We start from the raw sequence: 20091 nt of genomic DNA, 5'->3' as shown, positions 1-20091 counted from the left end.
CAGTCGCCGGATCAGTTGCCGATCCCCCGGCGCTCCAGCGCGAATGTCAGTCCGGCGACAGTGGCCCACAGCGCCGCCGGGGCCAGCGCGAGGTACTGCAGCGGCACCACCTGGGTGGCCACGACCAGCAGGGCCATCAGCAGGCTGAACGCCGCCAGCCAGCTGCTCACCGACCGGCGGCGCAGCCCGGCGACAGCCACCGCACCGGCGCTGAGCCCGGCCCCCGCCCAGACCCACGGGAAGGTGTTGTAGCCGGTGGCCAGCGCCGCGACCGTGTCGGCGTCGGTCTCGGACAGGTGCAGCAGGTCCCAGTAGAGCTCGGTGGAGACCCCACCGCCGACCAGCAGCAGCGCCGCGGTGAGCAGCAGACCGGCGGCTGCCACGTCGGGCAGCAGGCCACCGGCCGGCTCGCGGGCGGCCAACCGCCGCCGCAGCCCGGCCGCGAAGACCGCCAGGCAGCCGGCGCCCAGCCCGGACAGGATCTGGAAGACCCAGACGTACGCCTCGCGGCCGTCCATCGCGGCCACGTAGCGGGCGTTGTCGGCGAGGAGCGACCGGTCCACCTCGGCCAGCTGCGGACTGAACAGGAAGAGCGCGACGCCGGTGAGCCCGGCGACGACCCCGGCGACCGCCCAGCCGCGGCGGGGACGGTCGGTGACGGTCGAGACGGCGGTGCCGTCGAGCGTGGCGCTGGTCATGGTTCCTCCTCCGGTCGGGGGCGCGGCGGAGCGCCGCACCGGAAGCGTCGCCGTCCCGGCGTCCCGGGCACATGGGGTGCGGCGTCCCGACCAGCCGGGCGGTTCCGCCGGCGGGCCGGGCGGCACCGGCGTCCCGGCCGGTCGGTGCCGATGTCCCTGGCGGCCGGGACGGCGGCTGCACCACCGTGGACTCGCCACACCGACGCCGAGGAGGCCGCCATGGACCACCGCCCCGACCTGCTGACCGCCGTACGCGAGCTGACTCCGGAGCTGACCGCGCGGGCCGAGGAGATCGAGCGGACCCGGGAGCTTCCCGCCGACCTGCTCGACCGGCTCCGCGCCGCCGGCTGCTTCCGGATGTTCGTGCCACGCAGCCACGGCGGGTACGAGGTGGACCTGCGCACCGGGATGGCGGTGCTGGAGACCCTGGCTCGGGCCGACGGCTCGACCGGCTGGATCGTGATGATCGGTGCGGAGACCCCGCACCTGCTGGCGATGCTCCCCCGCCACCGGTTCGACAAGCTGTACGCGGCCGGGCCGGACCTGGTGGTGGCCGGCGGCTTCGCCCCGCAGGGCCGGGCCGAGCTGGCCGACGACGGGTTCGAGGTGAGCGGGCGCTGGGCGTTCGCCAGCGGCTGCCGGCACGCCGACTGGATCTTCGGCAACTGCCTCGTCACGGCGGACGGCGAGCCGATTCCCGGGGTGGACGGGCAGCCGCCGGAGACCCGCTCGATGCTGTTCCCGGCCGACCAGGTGACGGTGATGGACACCTGGCACGTGCTCGGCCTGCGCGGCACCGCCAGCCACGACGTGCTGGTCGAGTCGGCCTTCTGCCCGGCCGAGGACACCTTCGACCTGTTCACCGGCACGCCCTGCGTACCCGGACCGGGGTTCGTGGCGCCGCTGGTGCACTTCGTGCTGCACCTGGGCGCGGTCGCGGTCGGCATCGCACAGGGCGCGCTGGACGACATGGCCGCCCTGCTCGGCGACGGCCGGCAGCGGCTCTACGCCCGGCAGCCGCTCGCCGACTCCCCCGCGTTCCGCGTCCAGCTCGGCCGGGCCGACCTGAACGTCCGGGCCGCCCGGGCCCTGCTGGCCGCGCTCGCCGACGAGCTCTGGGCCGCCTGCGCGCAGGACCCTGGGCGGATCGCCGCGCTGCACCCGACCATCTCCGCGTCCCTGCCCTGGGTGACCGAGCAGGCGATCGCCGCCGTGGACACCTGCTACCGGGCCGCCGGCGGCGGTGCGGCCCGGGACTCCTCCCCGCTCCAGCGCCGCTTCCGGGACATCCACACCTTCGCCCAGCACGCGGCGGCCGCAGAGGGCTGGCTGGGCAACAACGGCGCCCGGCTGCTGGGCCGCCCGGTGGCGCTGGCCTACTGACCTGCCCGGGCCGGTGGGGTGAGGGGTCCCCCGGTCCATGCGCCGGCGTGGAGGATCCGCCGGCCCGTGGGGCCGGCCGCCGAGGGGGTTCGGCGGCCGGCCCCGACGCGCGTCAGCTGAGCTTCGGCATGACCTCGCGGGCGAACAGCCGCATCGGCGCCAGGTAGGTCGGGCGGGTACGCCCCGGCGGCGATCGACGCGGGCACCCGCAACCGGATCGAGTTCGGCGGGCTGACCGACGCGACCTTCCGGGCCGTGCCGCTGATCGAGCGCGGCGAGTCGGCCGGCTGGCCGTGGGAGGACGTCGCCTGACCGCAAGAGGCCCCGCCGGTTCCGGCGGGGCCTCTTGTCGTCCGTTCAGTCCCGCCACGTCAGGTGGCCGATCCTCCCGTACGGCGGTGGACCAGCCAGGATGCCAGGCTCACCACTGTGGTTCCCGCCGCCGTGCCGATCAGCACCAGCACCGCTCCCACCGCCCAGAGACCGGTGGCGTCGGTCGACGCGGCGTGCACCGACCAGGCGGCGGTGAAGGCGACCGTCATCACCGGCACCACCAGCCAGGGGTTGAGCCACCAGCCGCCGACGGCGGCGAGCAGGGCGAGGGTGAGTACGCAGCCGGCCACCTGCCACACGGCGTACGGGCCGGTCCTCTCGCCGGTCTCCGGATCGACCGTGTAGCCGGTCTCCCAGCCCAGCCAGGCCCACCAGGCGCCGACCGTGGCCGCCGCCAGGAGCAGGCCGCCGAGCAGAGTACGCATCGTCTTGATCACGCCCCGATCCTTCCGGTCCCACCGGCTTCGCGGATGAGCATCCGTACCTGGGTAGGGGTCGTCACCGTTCGCCGCGGACCGCCCAGGCCCGGGCGGTCAGCCGGACCGACCCGTCCGGCTCGGCCGGGATCCGCCGGCGCAGCAACTCACGCAGGGCGGCCCGGTCCGCCTCGGCCAGCGACGCCACGTAGCCCGGCGCCGGGCCCTGGCCGCCCAGGAACGGCGTCCAGTAGTCGTCGAAGTCGGCGAAGACCGTGGGCACCTCGACCGGCCGGACAGTCACCCCGCGCAGGCCGGCGTCGGCCCACAGTGCGCGCAGTGCGTCCGGGTGGCACACCGAGAAGCGCCGCCCCTCGTCCCGCTCGGCCGCCGACGGGTCCCGCGCCACGGCCGCGTCCCAGAAGTGGCGCATCATCGCCATGCCCTCGGCGTAATCCCAGACGTACCCGGCCACCACGCCATCCGGCGCGGCCACCCGGGCGAACTCGGCCACGGCCCGCGGCGGGTCGGGCACGAAGTTGAGGGCCAACCCGCTGACCACGGCGTCGACGCTCGCTGCGGCCAGCGGCAGGGCCTGCGCGTCACCGACCTGGAAGGTGGCCCGGGGGTCGCGCACCCGGTCGCGGGCGTGGGCCACGAAGCCGGCCGACCGGTCGACGCCGACGACCCGTGCCGGGTCGGTGCGGGCCAGCAACGCCGAGGCCAGGGCGCCGGTGCCGCAGCCGACGTCCAGCCATCGACGGCCAGCCGGCGGGTCGAGCCAGCGCAGGAACTCCACCGCGACGGGTCGGCTCCACCGGCCGACGTACGCCTCGTACGCCTCGCCGTCCGCCCACACCGGTCGCGCCATGCTGGAACGATACGCAACCGCAGGCCGGATGCACATCGTCGGACATCAACGTGGCGATCGGCGAGGTCGTAGCGCTCCCGCATCCAGGCCTCGCTCACCGTCTCCAGGGCGGCGGCCACCTCGGGCACCTCGTGCGCCCGGACGTGCGCCACCACGTAGTCCTCGCCATCGTGATGGTGGCCGCCTCCGAGCACGGCCAGGTCGAGGGGGGAGAACCGCGCCCGCTGGCTGGCTTCCGTTCTCACAGGTAGCGAGAAGCGATCGCCATCGAGGCCACCACCGCGCCGAAAGCAGCGAGCCCCAGGGCATAGTTGGCGCCATTGGCCCGGCCCACGTTGCTGTGCCAGGCCACGGGGAAGCGGTCCGGCGCCACGATGGCGCCCTTGCGGATCGCATAGGCCGCGATGCCATTGGCGACAACTGACACGATGCCCATTACCAGCGCTCCAGCTGCGTTGCCCTTGGCTGCGGCGAAGAGCAGGAACACGATGCAGAGCAGGCCCGCCGTGAACAGCGGTGTCATCCAGGGCAGGCACCTACGGGCGGTGCGCCGTTGCCGTGCCTGCCACGCGCTCTCCGCAGCCAGGATCTCTTGCTCGATACGTTCGACCTCGTCGCTCGCAATAGTCACCGGCCCGTCCTCGGCTCGCGCCCCAGGCGCGGCCTGCTCAGCAGAGGATCGGGCGATTCCCTTGCGTCGCTTCAGGAATCTAGGCATGCCAAGCAGTATCGGTCCGTGGCCGTTTCACCGATACGGCGAATGGCCTGAAAATAGTCCCATGATCGCCGGAAGTGCACCCTTCTTGACCCGCATGATCGTCGTGGGCGGCGGGCCAGGCCTTCCGGAGAGCGCAGAGACCAGGCAGGATGATCCTGCATGAGAGCACTGCGTCGTACCCTTGCCGCGATCGTTGCGACGACGTTCGCGCTGCTAGCCACTGCGGCACCTGCGGCTGCCATCACCGGCGGTGAACCCGACGGCAACCGCCACCCCAACGTTGGCCTGATCATGTTCTACGACGAGACCGGCCGCTACCGTTGTTCGGCCACGCTCATCTCGCCGACCATCGTCCTCACGGCCGCGCACTGCACCCAGGGCACCCTCGGCAAGACCCTGGTCACCTTCAACTCGAACATCGCCGAGGCGCCGCCGAGCCCGTTCCCGGTGGCGTCGAACCCCAGCGCCGGCTATACGGCACAGGAACTCGCCGCGGCGGGTTACCTGTCCGGCACGGCGTCCACCCACCCGCAGTACTCGGACTTCACTGACCTGAACAACTGGAACGACGTCGGTGTGGTCGTGCTGGACAAGCCGCTGACCAGCATCGCTCCCGCCACCGTGGCACCGAGCAAGTACCTCGACCAGTTCGCGCAGCCGAAGCTCAACAAGACCATTTTCGACGTGGTCGGGTACGGCACCGAGGTCCGCAAGCCGGAGTCGGGCCCGCAGAAGCCCCAGCCCATGAGCTACCCGCTGCTGCGCCGCTACACGACCTCCCCGGGGCAGAAGCTGACCCCGCAGGTGCTGCAGATGAACGGCAACCCGAACGACAACAAGGGCGGTGGCGGCACCTGCTTCGGTGACTCGGGCGGCCCGACCTTCCTCAACGGGTACCTGGTCGCGGTCACCAGCTACGGCTACACGGACAACTGCCGGTACCTCGGCGGCTACCAGCGCGTCGACATCCCGGTGGTCCAGAACTGGCTTTCCACGATCCGGTAACAGCTCACCGCTCCACCCTGTCCCGGCGGGTGCCTCCATCCGGAGGCACCCGCCGGCGTTCATGCGTCACCCGCGATTCTCACCCGATGGGCACGGTCGACTCGCGCATCACGACGCGGCCCGGGAACTCCTCCGAACTGGGCAGGGTGACGCCGTCGATGGCCGCGAAGAGCCGTTGGCCGGCGACGGTGCCGAGGCGTTGGAGGTTCATGTCGATGCTGGTCAGGCGCGGGCGGGAGTGCGCGGCGATGGCTTCCCAGTTGTCGAAGCCGATCACGGATATGCTGCCCGGCACGTCGCGTCCGAGGTCGCGCAGCGTGTCCAGGACGCCGCGCGCGATCTGATCGCTGCCGCAGAAGATCGCGTCGACCTCGGGATGCTGCCCGACGACCATGCGTGCCGCGGCTCGCCCCCAGGACTCGTCCCACGATCCGAAGTACGGCCGATCGCCGACCATGGTCAGGCCGGCGCCGGCGAGCGCCGCGGCCGCGCCTTCGGCCCGGTCCCGGGCCGCCTGGAAGCTGGCTTCTCCGGTGATGTGGGCGATGTTGCGCCGGCCGCAGGTCAGCAGGTGGTCGATGGCGAGCCGCCCCCCTCCCACGTTGTCGACGGTGATCGAGATGTCGTCCGGGTCCGCGGAGGGGGCGTAGACGTACACGACCGGCACGGGGATGGTGCCGGTCAGCGGTGGGCGGGGGTCGGTGCGGGATCCCACCACGATCAGGCCGTCCACGCGCCTGGACAGCAGCGCCCTGACGTGATGCTTCTCCCGGATCGCGTCGCCGCGCGCGTCGCACAGGAAGACGGACATCTGCCCCGCCCCGAAGGCGTCCTCCGCACCCATCAGGATGGGAATCGAGAACCGCCCCTCCAGGTCGCTCGTCAGCAGGCCGACGGTGCCGGTCCGTCCACTGAGCAGTCCGCGCGCGAGGGCGTTCGGCGCGAAGGACAGCACCTCCGCGGCCTCCAGCACGCGTACCCTCGTGGCCGCCTTCACCTCGGCCCGCCCGTTGATGGCCTTGGACGCGGTGGCGACCGACACCCCGGCGAGCTTGGCGACATCGGTGAGCGTGGGTGCGCGGTTGACGGGGACCTCGCGCTCGGTGGTCATGTGTTGCTCCCTCCTCAGCGATCGGCACGTGTGCGGTGCACGGCGACAGGCCGCCGCTGGAGGTGTCTTGACCACCACTCCGTACGGCAGTTACATTTCCTAAACCTTTTCGTCAATGTTTCGGCGCGGTTGCAGCCGGGTGATACCCCCTCTAGCCCTCTGATCGCGCTGAACACTAACACCGAAGAGCCCGCCACCCCCGCGCCAAGGAAGAGCTGATCCGCCGGTACGTACCAGCTCCAGGGAGACCATGTGAAGATCCAGCAGGGCCTGCCGTGCGGCGTGAAATGTTAGCGCTAACACCACCTGACGCAGCTACCGCACCTCTTTGGTCGTAGGTCAGCAGCCTGCCCGACGGCTCTCTCCGAAATCCTTTGCGATCTCGTTGCGATTCTGGCCCTTGACGGTCGAGAGAGGTGCCGGTTCGTGAGACTGCGACGGCATCGCTTTCGGGGCGCCGTTCGGCACGCTCGGGCTGCGGCCAGCCCTCCTGGTGGTGGCCCCACCGGCGCCGCCACCGCTCCCCCATCCCAACAGTGAGGAGATCCGAACCGTGAACACCACCCTGGGGCGCGGTGCCGCGCCCCCGACCCGTCGGCCGTTGAGCCGGTTCCGCAGAGCAGCCGCCGCGACGGCGATCGCCGGGCTCGTCGCCGGCGGCCTGGTCGGGATCGCCACGCCGGCCTACGCCGCCGACTCGTACACCTTCACCAACACCCGCAATCCGATCCTCAGCGACGGCAGCTACTACTCGGCCGACCCGGCGCCGGTCGTCGTGCCGGCCGGTGCCCCCGGTAACGACAGTGGCCGCGACCAGCTCTACATCTACACCGGCCATGACCAGGCCGGACCGTCCACCAACGACTTCATCATGAACGACTGGGGCGCGTTCCGGACCACCGATGTCGCATCGGGGCAATGGACCCACTTCCCGTCGTTGGGGCGCCCGGAACAGATCTTCGCCTGGGCGACGCCGGGACGGGCGTACGCGGGCCAGATGATCCAGGGCGTGGACGGGCGCTACTACTGGTACCTCCCGGTGAGCGAGCGGAACAGCCCGGCGTCGGACAAGTTCGCCATCGGGCTGGCCGTCGCCGACTCGCCGACCGGACCGTGGACCGACTACGTGGGCGCACCGCTGATCTCCCAGCGCGTGCCCACCGCGAACAACATCCAGAACATCGACCCGACGATCCTCATCGACGATGAGGCCCCCAACCAGCGGGTCTACGTCTACTGGGGCACGTTCGGCAATCTTCGGATGCTCGAGTACAAGCAGGACATGAAGACCCCGGTCGGCACTCAGCGCTCCATCACCGGCCTGACCGGCTTCTTCGAGGCGCCCTGGATCTTCAAGCGCAACGGCACCTACTACCTGGCGTACGCCGGGAACAACGCCGGCCCGACCTCGCAGTGCACCCCGGCGAACTACCACGCCTGCATCGCCTACGCGACGGCGTCGTCGCCGGAGGGCCCGTGGACCAACCGGGGGACCATGCTTCGGCCGGTCTCCTCGACGACGAGCCACCCGGGCATCCTGGAGTTCAACGGCCAGTGGTACCTCGCGTACCACACGGCCGACGCCGTGGGCGGCGGCCACTTCCGCCGTTCGGTGGCCATCGACCGGGTCGAGTGGGACGACACCCAGACCCCGCCGCGGATGAAGATGGTCACGACGACGCCGGTCAAGGGACGCGACCTCACGCCCCGGCCGAACATCGCCCAGGAGGCGAAGGTCACCGTCTCCAACGAGCCCGTTCCCACCCAGTACTGGGTGAAGGCGCTCAACGACGAGATCGTCCGGTCCAACCCGCTGCCGCCGGACATGTGGGGCACCTGGACCGGCAACAACCCGCCGCAGCAGTGGGTGCAGTACACCTGGGACCAGCCGGTGCGGATCTCCGGTTCGCAGATCGACTTCTGGAACGACCAGCCGCAGGGCAGCGGCATCGGCGTCGCCGCACCCGCCCGCTGGCGCATCCAGTACTGGAACCTCGCCACCGGGCAGTGGGCCGACGTGCCGAACCCGAGCGGCTACCCGACCAGCACGCAGGGCTTCCAGAACACCACGTTCGACCCGGTGACCACCACTCAGGTCCGCGCGATCTTCGACGCGTCGACCAACGGCAGCACCTACTCGGCCGTGGCGGTCGAGGAGTGGAAGATCCTCGCCGCGCAGCCGGCATCCGTCACCGCGCCGCCGATGACGGTCGAGGTGGGCGAGGCCGATCTGCCGGGCACCCTCCCTGTGGCGTTCGGCAGCGAAACGCTGCAGGTGCCGGTCTTCTGGGACCCGGTGACGCCCGAGCAGGTCGCGCAGCCTGGCACGTTCACGGTCCAGGGCACCGTGCTCGGCTACGCGGCCGGCCGCGTCTCCGCGCAGGTCACCGTCATCTCGCCCGACGACACCGAGGGTGACGTGACCCCGCCGACCCTGACGCTCACGCCCAGCGGCAGCGCCGGCACCGCCGGCTGGTTCCGGTCCGCGGTGCGGGTCCGCGTCGCCGGCGTCGACGACCGGGGCGGCCGGGTGACCATCCAGTCGCGGGTGGACGCCGGCCAGCCGGCCGTCGCCAACGGCGTGCGGTACGTCGACGTCAACGTCTCCGGGGACGGGCAGCACACCGTCACGGCGACCGCGACCGACCGCGCGGGCAACGCCTCGGCGCCCGCGAGCCTCGCCGTACGCATCGACGCGACCGCACCGATCAGCACGGGCACCGTGGACAGTGCCACCCGTAAGGTCACGGTGACCGCGACCGACGCGACGTCCGGGGTCACCGGCATCGAGTACTCGATCGACACCGGACCGTGGACCGCCTACACCGGCGCGATCGCGGTGCCCGACGCCAACAAGCACACCGTTTCGTTCCGTGCGCTCGACGTGGCCGGGAACCTGGAGACCGCCAAGACGGTCACCATCCCGGCGGACCTGTCCGGGCCGCTCACCGGCAATATCGGGCCCATCGCGACCCCGTCCGCCTCCTACACCGCGAGCTGGAACAGCCTCACCGCGCTCAACGACGGCGCCGATCCGGCGAACCCGAGCCAGGCGCAGATCTGGGGAACCTGGTCCGGCACCCGCCCGGCGACCCAGTGGGTGCAGTACGACTGGTCCCGGCCCGTGCGGATCACCGGAACGGAGCTGAAGTTCTGGCGGGACTCCAACCGCGGCACCGGCGAGGGCGTCGCCCAGCCCGACGGGTGGGTGCTGCAGTACTGGGACGTGACCGCCGCTGCCTGGCGGGACGTGACCGGCGCTTCCGCCTACGGCACCAGCACCACCGCGTTCAACACCGTCACCTTCGACGCCGTCACCACGCCGCGGGTGCGGGCCACGATCCAGGCCAACGGCAACGGCACCACCTACTCCGCGGTCGCGATCACGGACTGGCGGGTCTTCGCCGACGACCCGGGCTCCCCGGCCTACTTGCTGAAGGCGGCGCAGGACGCGGTCGCGGCCGCCGAGGCCAACCCGTCGGCGGAAACGATCACGGCGGCCGAGACGGCGATCGCGAAGGTCACCGACGCCACGCAGGTCGCGGCGCTGAACCAGCGGCTGGCGGTCGTGAAGCTGCTCGTCCAGGCCCGCGACCTGCTCGACCGGATCGCAGCAACCGAGCTGAACAACGCCGATCAGATCGACTCCGCCGTCGCCGACCTCACCGAGGTGACGACGATCGTGGGTCAGCTGCCGGCCGACCGGCGGGGTGACCTGCCGGAGCAGGTCGGTGCGGCGAAGCGGCGGATCGCCGACACTCTCGCCCGGCTCTTCGCCAAGCCCGTCGACGGGAAGGCGGGACCGATCAAGCGGCCCTGGCTGGACCTGGTCATCTCCGACACCTACGACCGGTTCGGTGAGACCGGCCTGCAGGACCGGGTGATGTCGATCGTGCGCAGCTACGCCACCGGCTGGCAGGTCACCATCGCCATCGACGAGTTCCTCGCCACCCGGTAACCAGAAACAGTTCCGCCACCGTTCGGGGCGGCGTCGGACCGCCGACGCCGCCCCGAACCACCCGACGCCCCGGCCGCAGCCTCACATCTGGATGGATGGAACCACCCGCACTAGCTCGGCGGGGCGTCCTTGACGAACACGATCCCGTCACTGCTGGCCAGGTGGGCCGGGTCCAGCGGGGAGTAGCCGAACCAGGGGGACACGCGAGGAGCGGGCGTCACGTCGCCGAGGACAGCGGCCAGTCGGCGGGCGTCGACAACGTATCGGTCCTCCGGGAGCGCGTACAGGAGCCCTTCGATGGTGTCCGGGGGCGGGGCCTCCACACCGTGGTGGCGGATCGTACCGAGGGCCATGGCCATGAAGGCGTACCCCTCGCCCAGCAGGGCGCTGACCATCGCCCCGGCGCTCCACCACTCCACCGGTCCCTCCCACAGCTGCATCGTGCTCTTGTTCCGCTGCAGATGTGCGTTGTGGGCGTAGACCAGCGTCGGGCTGCGCTCGGCGAGCGCCAGGAGGTTGGCGGCCATCATCGAATCTCGCACGCCCAGCAGCCGCGCCATGCGGCTCGGTGACGTGTCGGCCATCCAGAAGTGGTACCGCAGCAGCCCGGTGGCGGTACGACCGAACATGCGTGCCCGGTCCCAGTCGCCCCGCGGGGATGCCGCGATCAGGTGTGGCGTCTGCGTATCAAGCAGGGCCACCAGGTCGTCGGCGAGCAGCCGCAGCTGTTTGGCCTCGGGCGTCTGCCCCACGGACTGGGACGGGTCCATCATCGCGGCGGGATTGGTCCACCGGTCGTCGGCGCCGAGCAGGCGGTCGAGCGTTTCCGCGGTGCAGGGAAGCAGGTCGGCGTCAACCCAGGCGGCGAGGTAGGCGTGGAGTGCGGTGAGGGCCGGCCGGGGGCTCGCGGCGTGGGTGATCTCCAGCGGGCCGTCGAATCCGGCGAAGCGCAGCTGCTCTGACACGGGCCGGCCGTCGTTGTACGCACGCATCCAGCGCACCAGCTCGCGGTTGGCCGCAGACGCGCCGAACCCGTGGCTGAAGCCTTGCCCCATGACCTCGTCAAGCGTGCCCGTACCCGAGGTGACGTAGTCGTCCACGACCAGGCCCATCAGGCAGTCGCTCTCGATCGTGATCGTCCGGTAGTGCTCCTGCTCGACGAGTTGCCGGAAGAGATCGTTTCGCAGGTCGAGCAGAACGTCCTCGCCGTGGGTGGGCTCACCCAAGGCAAGCAGCCGCGGCCGGGCCGGGAGCAACTTCATGACGCCGGCAGCGTCGACGACATGGGCGGCGTCTGTGATAGCAGCAGTCATGTCCTCGACCGTATCGTTGAACCAACGGTTGAGACTTTCACCGCAATGTTGGCAGTCAGCCTGAGGTAAAACCCTCAAACAGATGGACACTTCAGGCTGGTTGGCTCTGCGCGCCGGCAGGGCCCCGCCTCTGACGTACGTCTAGCGTTCGCTGGATCCGGATCAGGGTGGACGAGGGGCTTGACGGCGGCACCGGCAACGTGCCGCGGGTCCGGCAAGGGCGAGCCGCCGTGTGAGAATCAGCGAGTGCAGGTCGGGATGCTTGGGTCATTCGAGGTTCGCACGAACGACGGCATCTTGGCCGAAGTGCCGGGCGTCCGGCTGCGCGCACTGTTGATCGCCCTGGCACTCCAACCAGGCCGTGTCGTCTCGAAGGCGACGCTCATCGACTGGATCTGGGGTGAGAATCCGCCCGCCGATGCGGCGAACGCCCTGCAACGCTTGGCTTCCCGGCTGCGGAAGGCGCTGCCAGGAGGTGCGATCGAGGGACAGACGGGCGGCTACCGATTGACGGTGGGCCCCGACGCTGTCGACGCCCTTCGGTTCGAACACCTCATCGGCCAGGCTCGCCAGGAGGAGGGTCTACAACGCGTTCGACTGTTGCGCGAAGCCCTCGCCTTGTGGCGCGGTGCGGCCATGCAGGATGTCGCGTCGGGGGACAGTGAAGCGTTCGACACGGCGGTGACGCGGCTCGAGGGGCTGCGCCTGACGGCAATGGAGGATCGCTTCGAGGCGGAGGTCAGCCTCGGCCACGGCGCGGAGGTGGTCGCGGAACTGACCGACGCGGTGACCGCGCATCCGCTGCGGGAACCGCTGGTCGCTGCCCTGATGCGGGCCCTGGTGGCAGCCGGCCGCGACTCCGAGGCCCTGCTCACCTACGAACGTACGAGGGAGGCGCTCTCCGACGCGCTGGGCGTCGACCCCTCGCCGGAGTTGTCGGCCCTACACGTCGCGTTACTGCGGGGCGAACTGGGGCGGCGGGAGGAGAACCGGAAGACCAACGTGCGTGCCGAGCTCACCAGTTTCGTCGGCCGGGACGCTGAGGTCACTGCCGTCCGCGAGCTCATCGGGGCGCATCGCCTGACCACGTTGATCGGGCCGGGCGGTTCGGGCAAGACCAGGCTGGCCACGGAAACCGCACGCACGCTGATCGGTGACCTGCCGGACGGAGTCTGGTTGGTGGAACTTGCCGCCATCGGCGCCGACGGTGACGTCGCGCAGGCGACGCTCACCGGGCTCGGGCTCCGGGACGCTCTGCTCGGCGCGGCTCCGAGCGCGGATCTGGCGGACGGGCTCATCGCCGCTGTCCGCGAGCGGGAGGCGCTGCTGATCCTCGACAACTGTGAGCATGTGATCGAGGCGGCGGCGCGGTTCGCCGATCGGGTGCTCGGGGAATGCCGACGGCTGCGGATCCTGGCGACGAGCCGGGAGCCGCTCGGGATCACCGGTGAGGCGCTGTGGCTGGTCGAGCCACTGGCCGTGCCAACCGACGCCGGCCTTGCCGAGATCACGTCCTCGCCTGCCGTCCGCCTGCTGCGGGACCGGGGCGGCGCGGTGCGTAAGGACCTCGGGGACGACGAGCACACGTTGTCGACGATGGTGCGCGTCTGCCGGGCGCTGGACGGGATGCCGCTGGCGATCGAACTCGCCGCCGCCAGGTTGCGCACCATGACCATCGATCAGCTGGCCAACCGGCTCGATGACCGGTTCCGCCTGCTGACCAGCGGGAGCCGCACCGCACTGCCGCGGCACAAGACGCTGCGCGCGGTGGTCGACTGGAGCTGGGAGTTGCTCACCGATGCCGAGCGGACGGTCCTGCGCCGGCTGTCGGTGTTCTCCGGCGGGGCGAGCATGGAAGCGGCCGAGTCGGTCTGCGTCGGCGATGTCGTCGAGCAGGATCAGGTGCTGGAGTTGCTCACTTCGCTGGCCGAGAAGTCGCTGCTGGTCACCGAGGGCGACGGCGCTCCGCGCTATCGGATGATCAGCACGATCAAGGAGTACGCCGCGGACCGGCTCACCGAGGCGGGGGAATCGGACCTGGCTCGCCGGGCGCATCTCGCCTACTTCACCGAGCTCACCGAGACCGCGGAGCCGCATCTGCGCCGCGCCGAGCAACTGACCTGGCTCGCCACGCTCGAGGCCGAACACGACAACATCAGTGCCGCTATGCGGGGGGCGATCGCGGCCGGTGACGCCCAAGCGGCGATGCGGCTCGCGGGCGTCGCCGGTTGGTACTGGTGGCTCGGCGGCTGCCGGGCCGAAGGCCTCGAGCTGATGCTCGCGGCCACAGACATCCCCGGCGACGTGACCGACGACGTCCGCGCCATGGCGTACGGGATGGTGGTGCTCTTCGTGACCTCCGGGCGGGGCGACGAACACCTGGGCGCGGAATGGATCCACAAGGCGTACCGGTTCAGTCAGCAGAGCCAGCACCGCAACCCGCTGCTGGGATTGGTCGACCCGCTGGAGCGCATGCTGCAGGAGCCGGACGCCGCGGTGACCGCGTTCGAGTCGTTGCTGGACAACGAGGACCCCTGGGTACGCGCCCTGGCCCGGTGGCAGATGGGCAAGATGCGGATCATGCTCGGCCAGGGCGGGCGGGATGCGGAGGCCAATCTGGAGCTGGCGCTCGCCGAGTTCCGGGCGCTCGGCGAACGATTCGGGATTTCCCTGGCCCTCGCCGAACTGGCGGGCCAACTCGCCCTGCGCGGTGAGTTCGCCGGTGCGTGTGAGCACTACGAGCGGGCAGTCACGGTCGTCACCGAGGTCGGCGCCATCGAAGATGTCATCCGGCTGCGGACCCAACAGGCCCTGCTGTACTGGCTGCACGGCGACCGGGACTCCAGCGCGGCCGCCATCGCCGAGGCGGAGCGGTGCGCCGAAGGGGTCACCTGGCCGCATGCGCTGGTCGAGCTGGCGCTCGCCAAGGCCGAGCTCGCGCGCCGGATCGGTAACGCCACGGAGGCACGCCACCAACTCGGCGTCGCGACCGCACTTCTAGGGGACGAGGCGGAGGCGGCGGACATCCGCGCCGGCATACACGACGTGCTCGGCTACCTGGCCGACGATCTCCGTGAGGCTCGTTCCCACCGCGTGGCGGCCTGGCAGGCGGCGTCCGAGGCGGGGCACGCTCCCATGATCGCCCAGACCCTCGTCGGTGTCGCGGACCTCGCCCTTCGGCAGGACCAGTACGAGCAGGCGGCGCGGCTGCTCGCGGCCAGCATCGGCGTACGCGGACTGCCGGATCACGCCCACCCGGATGCGGCCAGGATCGAGCGGGACGCGCGGCGACACCTCGGCGAAGCACGGTTCGCCGAGGTGTCGCAGGAGGGCACGAAGACGAGCTCGGCTGAGCTGGTCGAGGTCACGCTCGCCTTTTGAGGGTCAACGTGCCGCGCGTCGAATGACGATGTCGCCGTGCCGCGTGCGGGCGTGGACCGAGACCTCGGTGTCCGACGGGTCAGGGTTTCCCTGCGCGGAAACGGAGTCGCGCACCGACCCTCGCTCGCTGTTGACGTCGAGGTAGGCAGCGGTGCCCTCGCTGATGCCGACCTCGATGTTTCCTGAGCCGTTCGTCAGCTTCGCCTGACCGTGCGTCATCCGAGCGATCCGGATGGCGCCGCTAGCCGTCATGGCGGCGATGCTGCCGTCGGCGCGGTCGATGTCGAAGTCGCAGCTGGCGCTGCTGAGATCGAGGTCGGCCGAGGCGTGGCCGATCCACGCCTGCCCGCCCGAGTTCGAGAGCCGTACCGCGCCCTCGACCTCGCCGACCCGCAGCGCGAACGCCCCGCCGTCGATGTCGGCGCGTCCGGCGATGTGGCCGATCGCGACCTCACCGGACGCGATGTTCGCCTGCAGCGCGTCGATGCGGTCCAGCTGGACCCGGCCCGAGGCCATGTGCAGCTCGCACCCGCCGAATGAGCCGTCGGCATGAACGTCGGAGTGCGCCAGGTAGGCGGCGACACTGGAGCCGGTGGGCAGTTCGATCGTGATGGCGACCGACCCGTTCTTGTGCCCAGGGACGGTCGTCTTGACCGACAGTTGACCGCCGGCGAAGTCGACCTTGGTCTTCTCGGCCACCTTGACGTCGGACCGGCTCGCCTCGTTGATGGGTTCGACCAGCACCACGGTGTCGGTGCGATCGCTCGCGGTGACCCTCACCCGAGAACCGGCGACTTCCACGGTGGCGGCGATGGGCCCGGGCGTGGCGAATGTTGGCATGACAACCTCTCCCTCTTGCTGCGTACGTGAACTGTTGGTGTGCCCGCCCGGTTGGTCAGGCCCGCTTCTTGAAGGTGGAGAGCGACCACACGTATCCGACCAGGGCGATCTCGACGCACCAGACGACGGCGACGATCGCCTTGCTCGCAGAAGGCTCACCGGTCAGCAGCCCGCGCAGTGCCTCGATGATCGGCGTGAAGGGCTGATACTCCGCGAACTGCCGCACCCCCGCTCCCATCGTTTCGGCCGGCACGATCGCACTGCTCAGGAACGGCAGCATGACCAGCGGTACGGAGATCAGGCCCGCCGATTCCGGGGTCTTGGCCGCCAGTCCCAGGGCGACGGTGATCCAGCTGGTCGCGAAGGAGACCAGCACGACGAGGCCGATCGCGCCGAGCCATTCGGGGAAACTCGCCGGCGGCCGGAATCCCACCACGAACGCCACTCCGATGACCGCCGCGATGGCGATCAAAGTACGGAGCATGCTGGCCGCGACATGAGCGCTCAGTACGGCGCTGCGGGAGATGTCCATCACCTTGAACCGGTTGATGATCCCCTTCGTCATGTCGGAGTTCACGGCCAACGCGGTCGCGCTCAACCCGTAGCAGATCGTCAACACGACCATGCCCGGCGTCGCGTAGTCGATGTAGTTGCCGCCGATGTCGAAGGCGCCGCCTATCACGTACACGAACATCAGCATGATCACGATCGGGAACAGGACCGCGTTGAACACCGCGACCGGGTTCCGGAGAGTGTGCTTGAAGTTGCGACCCAGCATGGTCGTCGCGTTGCTCATTATGCGTTCACCTTCTCGCTGGTACGGCCGGTCAGGGCAAGGAAGACGTCATCGAGGTCCGGCGTGTGCACCGAGAATTCCTCGACCTCGATCGAATGTGCGTCGAGTTGTGTCAGCAGGGCGCGAACCGATCTCGCCCCACCATCGCTGGGAACCCGCAGGACCAGGTCGTCCTCGGCGTCCCGCGCGGAGTCGGCCAGGACCCGCATCGCGGAGTCGAGTTCGAGGTCGCCCGCGAACCGGAGCCGGACATGGCTGCCGGGGATCTGGCGCTTGAGCTCCGCGGGAGTGCCCTGGGCCACCAGCTTGCCCTGATCGAGCACCGCGATCCGGTCCGCGAGCCGGTCCGCTTCCTCGAGGTACTGGGTGGTCAGGAAGATGGTGACGCCCTCGGCCACCAGTTGACGGATGATGTCCCACATCGTCCGACGGCTGCGCGGATCCAGGCCCGTCGTCGGCTCGTCGAGGAAAATGATCCTGGGCTTGCCGACCAGGGTCATCGCCAGATCCAGCTTCCGCCGCATACCCCCGGAATACGTGGCCGCCATCTTCTGCGCCGACTCCGTCAGGTCGAACCGCTCCAGCAGGTCGGCGACGACCCGCTTGCTCTCGCCCGAGCCCAGACGCTTGAGATCCGCCATCAACTGCAGGTTCTCCTGGCCCGTCAGCAGGTCGTCCACCGCAGCGAACTGACCGGTGACCCCGATGGCCGCGCGTACGGCCTTGGTCTCGGTCGTCACGTCATGCCCGGCAATGCGAACCGTCCCACCGTCGGCCCTCATCAACGTGGTCAGCACGTTGACCGTCGTCGTCTTGCCCGCCCCGTTCGGGCCGAGCAGGGAAAAGATCGTCCCCGCAGCAACATCGAGATCGATGCCGTCGAGAACCACCTTGTCCTTGTAAGCCTTCCGCAGCCCTGAAGCCGCAATCGCTGAACTCGTCATGCGACTACCATCGCCGCCCCGCCTGCCACCCTCCTGACACGCTCCTGACACGACAGCTGACATGACCGGCTGCTCGTCGGGCCCGAGGGAGCTGCGCCCCGGGTGTGATGGGTGTACTGGCACGTGGATGGCACGCCAACGGCTGATCCGGCGCACGCTGTTGCTCACCTAGACTGTCCGAATGACGGCGGAGCAGCGGGTCATAGACCTTGATGTGCAAGGTGATGTGGTGGCCGGCTCGGATGAGCCTCCGCGACGCCGTAGACCGATCGGACGACCACCGGGCCCCTACATCGTCGGCGCGTTCGTTCTCGGCGCAACGCTAGGCGGCATCGGTGGAGCCCAATTGCATGCCTCCCGCGAGGAACGAACGCGAGCCGCCACCGCCGCGGTTACCGCCGTAGCCAGTTCGGCAAAGGGCGGTGGTAGCACTTCCGGCGGCATGGCGCAGTTTGATGCGCAGGTAACGGTGGTCAACGTTGGACCCCAACCTGTCACAGTACGTGCAGTTGGAGCACGTTACCCCGGCATCGACGTACGCCCGACGACTTCGTCTGCCCGACTGCGTCCTGCCGCGGCAGGCGTAATCGACATTCAGCTCGTGGCCGACTGCTCGGTCGGGAACAGTTCCGTGCCATTGCGACTGTCGGTGGAAACAGCCGACCACCGAACCCACCTGGTCACCGTTGAGGTGGTGTACGCCGGCAGCGTTTGGGGCGATCGGGCCAGGTCGCTATGTGGCCAGACTGGCTGAGGCGGTGATCCGCCGCCTGGCTTGGCGGTCTCCGGCCCCCGCGGTCAGTCGTCGATTGCCTGGTAGACAGCGGTCCAGAAGTCGTTCCACATCGGCAGGCTCTGGTCGCCCGCGTGCGCCCGCTGCATGATGAAGATCGTCGTCATGTCCTCAGCGGGATCGTTGTACCAGGCGGTGCCGTAATAGCCGGGCCATCCGTAGGTCCCGACCGAGGGCCCGAGGTGCGTGCGGCGGGTGCAGACTGACATCCCGAAACCCCAGCCCATGTTGTCGAAGTAACCGGCGGGCCAGAACCCGGAGACCACCTTCTGCGCCGGGCTCAGGTGGTCGCAGGTCATCAGTGACACCGACGGCCGCGAGAGCACCCGCTCGCCGTGATGGGTACCGCCCGCGAGCAGAGCAGAGGCGAAGGCGAGCCAGTCGTTGGCGGTCGAGACGAGCCCGCCGCCGCCTGATTCGAACACGGGCGGCCGGCTCCACCGCCCGTCGGGGCCGTCATCGACAACCGGCTCACCGGTGGCGGCATTGTCGTGCTCGTACGCCGTCGCCAACCGGTCGAGGCTCTCGCTGCCCACCCTGAAGCTGGTGTCCTTCATTCCGAGCGGATCGCAGATCCGCTCGCGCAAGGCATCCCCGAAAGACATACCCGTGGCGCGGGCGATGAGCACGCCCGTCACGTTGGCGGCGGTGTCGTACATCCAGCGTTCACCTGGCTGGTAGACGAGCGGAAGCGTGCCGAGCCGGCGAATCCACTCGTCCTGCGGCGCCTCGCCGAGGGCGTTCAGCGCGTCCGAGATCGGGACCGCTCCCGGCTCAGCAATGACCATGCCGGTGCCGAGGGTGAAGGTCAGCAGATCCCGCAGCGTTATCGGGCGTTGCGCCGCGACGGTGTCTTCCAGTGGCCCGTTGGGATCGGCGAGCACGGTCATGTCCGCCAGCTCCGGGAGGAGGTTGTCGACCGGGTCATCGAGCCGGAGGGTGCAGTCCTCGACGAGCGTCATCGCACACGCGGCGACGATCGGCTTCGTCATCGAGCCCAGGCGGCAGATCGTGTCGCCGGCCATGGGCGTCTTCGACCCTGCGCCCTCGAACGCAAGATTGCCCGTTGCTTCGATGTGCACGTCGCCGTGGCGGGCGAGGACGGCCACCATGCCCGGGACGAAGCCGGAGTCGACGTGACGCTCGAGCAGCCCTCGCAGCCGAGCCAGCCGCTTCAACGAAAAGCCACCAGTAGTCACCTGTCTCCTCCTCGTCTCGTCCGTTCGCAGGTTACGTGTTGCGCGACGACCGCACAGTCCGCGAGACGTTGAGGAAGGGTTAGGGCCGACGTTGAGATAGCTGTACCCGTCAGGCGCGGAACGCGAGCCACCCGCCATCAGGCGACCACCGCTGGTCGATGTGGTGCCTCGACTGCGCGAACCGCCGCAGTGCACGGCGTGTCCCCAAGATCGTTTAGTTCGACCTTAGCGGGAAAATCGGACATGTGTGGGGCGGGCGGGACTCGAACCCGCGACCGAGGGATTATGAGTCCCCTGCTCTAACCCGCTGAGCTACCGCCCCAATACCGCGC

Annotated in this window: 14 protein-coding genes, 1 tRNA gene and 1 pseudogene; 4 read left to right on the top strand and 12 right to left on the bottom strand. The window is 69.9% G+C overall.

Annotated elements, in window-relative coordinates; translation table 11 throughout:
* Nucleotides 1–11: 11 nt before the first annotated feature.
* Nucleotides 12–698 carry a hypothetical protein gene (locus ACNAVT_RS13570; RefSeq protein WP_416296146.1) on the bottom strand — a complete coding sequence of 229 codons (687 nt, stop codon included), beginning with the start codon at nt 696–698 and terminating at the stop codon, nt 12–14.
* 219 nt (nt 699–917) lie between these two features.
* Here ACNAVT_RS13570 and ACNAVT_RS13565 point away from each other — a divergent pair, with 219 nt between their 5' ends.
* A complete protein-coding gene (locus ACNAVT_RS13565) occupies nt 918–2081 on the top strand; it encodes an acyl-CoA dehydrogenase family protein (protein ID WP_416296144.1) in 1164 nt (387 codons plus the stop codon).
* 371 nt (nt 2082–2452) lie between these two features.
* Here ACNAVT_RS13565 and ACNAVT_RS13560 read toward each other — a convergent pair whose 3' ends face one another.
* The 4 genes and pseudogenes from ACNAVT_RS13560 to ACNAVT_RS13545 all read right to left on the bottom strand — a co-directional run bounded on the left by ACNAVT_RS13560 (nt 2453) and on the right by ACNAVT_RS13545 (nt 4419).
* Nucleotides 2453–2851 carry a hypothetical protein gene (locus tag ACNAVT_RS13560; protein WP_416296142.1) on the bottom strand — a complete coding sequence of 133 codons (399 nt, stop codon included), beginning with the start codon at nt 2849–2851 and terminating at the stop codon, nt 2453–2455.
* 61 nt (nt 2852–2912) lie between these two features.
* Complete coding sequence (locus tag ACNAVT_RS13555) at nt 2913–3701, bottom strand: class I SAM-dependent methyltransferase (protein ID WP_416296140.1); 789 nt, start codon at nt 3699–3701, stop codon at nt 2913–2915.
* Between the two features lie 71 nt (nt 3702–3772).
* A pseudogene (locus ACNAVT_RS13550) lies at nt 3773–3946 on the bottom strand (hypothetical protein); the annotation flags it as partial.
* Entirely contained in the window at nt 3943–4419 is a 477-nt protein-coding gene (locus ACNAVT_RS13545) for a hypothetical protein (protein WP_416296138.1), read from the bottom strand. The pseudogene ACNAVT_RS13550 and the gene ACNAVT_RS13545, both read right to left, overlap by 4 nt.
* Nucleotides 4420–4578: 159 nt before the next feature.
* Here ACNAVT_RS13545 and ACNAVT_RS13540 point away from each other — a divergent pair, with 159 nt between their 5' ends.
* Entirely contained in the window at nt 4579–5424 is an 846-nt protein-coding gene (locus ACNAVT_RS13540) for a S1 family peptidase (protein WP_416296136.1), read from the top strand.
* A 79-nt stretch (nt 5425–5503) separates the two neighbouring features.
* Here the strand turns inward: ACNAVT_RS13540 and ACNAVT_RS13535 are convergent, their stop codons facing one another.
* The gene (locus ACNAVT_RS13535) at nt 5504–6535 is read right to left on the bottom strand and encodes a LacI family DNA-binding transcriptional regulator (protein WP_416296134.1); all 1032 of its coding nucleotides are present in this window, start codon (nt 6533–6535) and stop codon (nt 5504–5506) included.
* A 553-nt stretch (nt 6536–7088) separates the two neighbouring features.
* Between ACNAVT_RS13535 and ACNAVT_RS13530 the strand changes: the two genes are divergently transcribed.
* A complete protein-coding gene (locus tag ACNAVT_RS13530; RefSeq protein ID WP_416296132.1) occupies nt 7089–10493 on the top strand; it encodes a family 43 glycosylhydrolase in 3405 nt (1134 codons plus the stop codon).
* A 110-nt stretch (nt 10494–10603) separates the two neighbouring features.
* On the opposite strand, the gene ACNAVT_RS13525 is transcribed toward ACNAVT_RS13530, so the two are convergent.
* Nucleotides 10604–11806 (bottom strand): erythromycin esterase family protein, encoded by a 1203-nt coding sequence (locus tag ACNAVT_RS13525; RefSeq protein ID WP_416296130.1) that lies wholly within the window; start codon nt 11804–11806, stop codon nt 10604–10606.
* A 246-nt stretch (nt 11807–12052) separates the two neighbouring features.
* On the opposite strand from ACNAVT_RS13525, the gene ACNAVT_RS13520 reads away from it, so the two are divergent.
* Nucleotides 12053–15187 (top strand): BTAD domain-containing putative transcriptional regulator, encoded by a 3135-nt coding sequence (locus ACNAVT_RS13520; protein WP_416296128.1) that lies wholly within the window; start codon nt 12053–12055, stop codon nt 15185–15187.
* Nucleotides 15188–15190: 3 nt separating this feature from the next.
* Here ACNAVT_RS13520 and ACNAVT_RS13515 read toward each other — a convergent pair whose 3' ends face one another.
* From ACNAVT_RS13515 to ACNAVT_RS13495, 5 genes are all read right to left on the bottom strand, one after another.
* Entirely contained in the window at nt 15191–16027 is an 837-nt protein-coding gene (locus ACNAVT_RS13515; RefSeq protein ID WP_416296454.1) for a DUF4097 family beta strand repeat-containing protein, read from the bottom strand.
* A gap of 55 nt (nt 16028–16082) precedes the next feature.
* Entirely contained in the window at nt 16083–16823 is a 741-nt protein-coding gene (locus ACNAVT_RS13510; RefSeq protein WP_416296126.1) for an ABC transporter permease, read from the bottom strand.
* Complete coding sequence (locus ACNAVT_RS13505) at nt 16823–17767, bottom strand: ATP-binding cassette domain-containing protein (protein ID WP_416296124.1); 945 nt, start codon at nt 17765–17767, stop codon at nt 16823–16825. Before ACNAVT_RS13505 ends, ACNAVT_RS13510 begins: the two co-directional genes overlap by 1 nt.
* Before the next feature lie 798 nt (nt 17768–18565).
* Nucleotides 18566–19759, bottom strand: a complete 1194-nt coding sequence (locus ACNAVT_RS13500) for a serine hydrolase domain-containing protein (protein ID WP_416296122.1) — start codon at nt 19757–19759, stop codon at nt 18566–18568.
* A gap of 248 nt (nt 19760–20007) precedes the next feature.
* Nucleotides 20008–20081 (bottom strand) — tRNA-Ile (locus tag ACNAVT_RS13495).
* Nucleotides 20082–20091: the final 10 nt, after the last annotated feature.

This window comes from Micromonospora sp. SL4-19 (assembly GCF_047921475.1).
Taxonomy (GTDB): Bacteria; Actinomycetota; Actinomycetes; order Mycobacteriales; family Micromonosporaceae; genus Micromonospora.
This window is presented reverse-complemented; position numbering and strand designations above follow the sequence as displayed.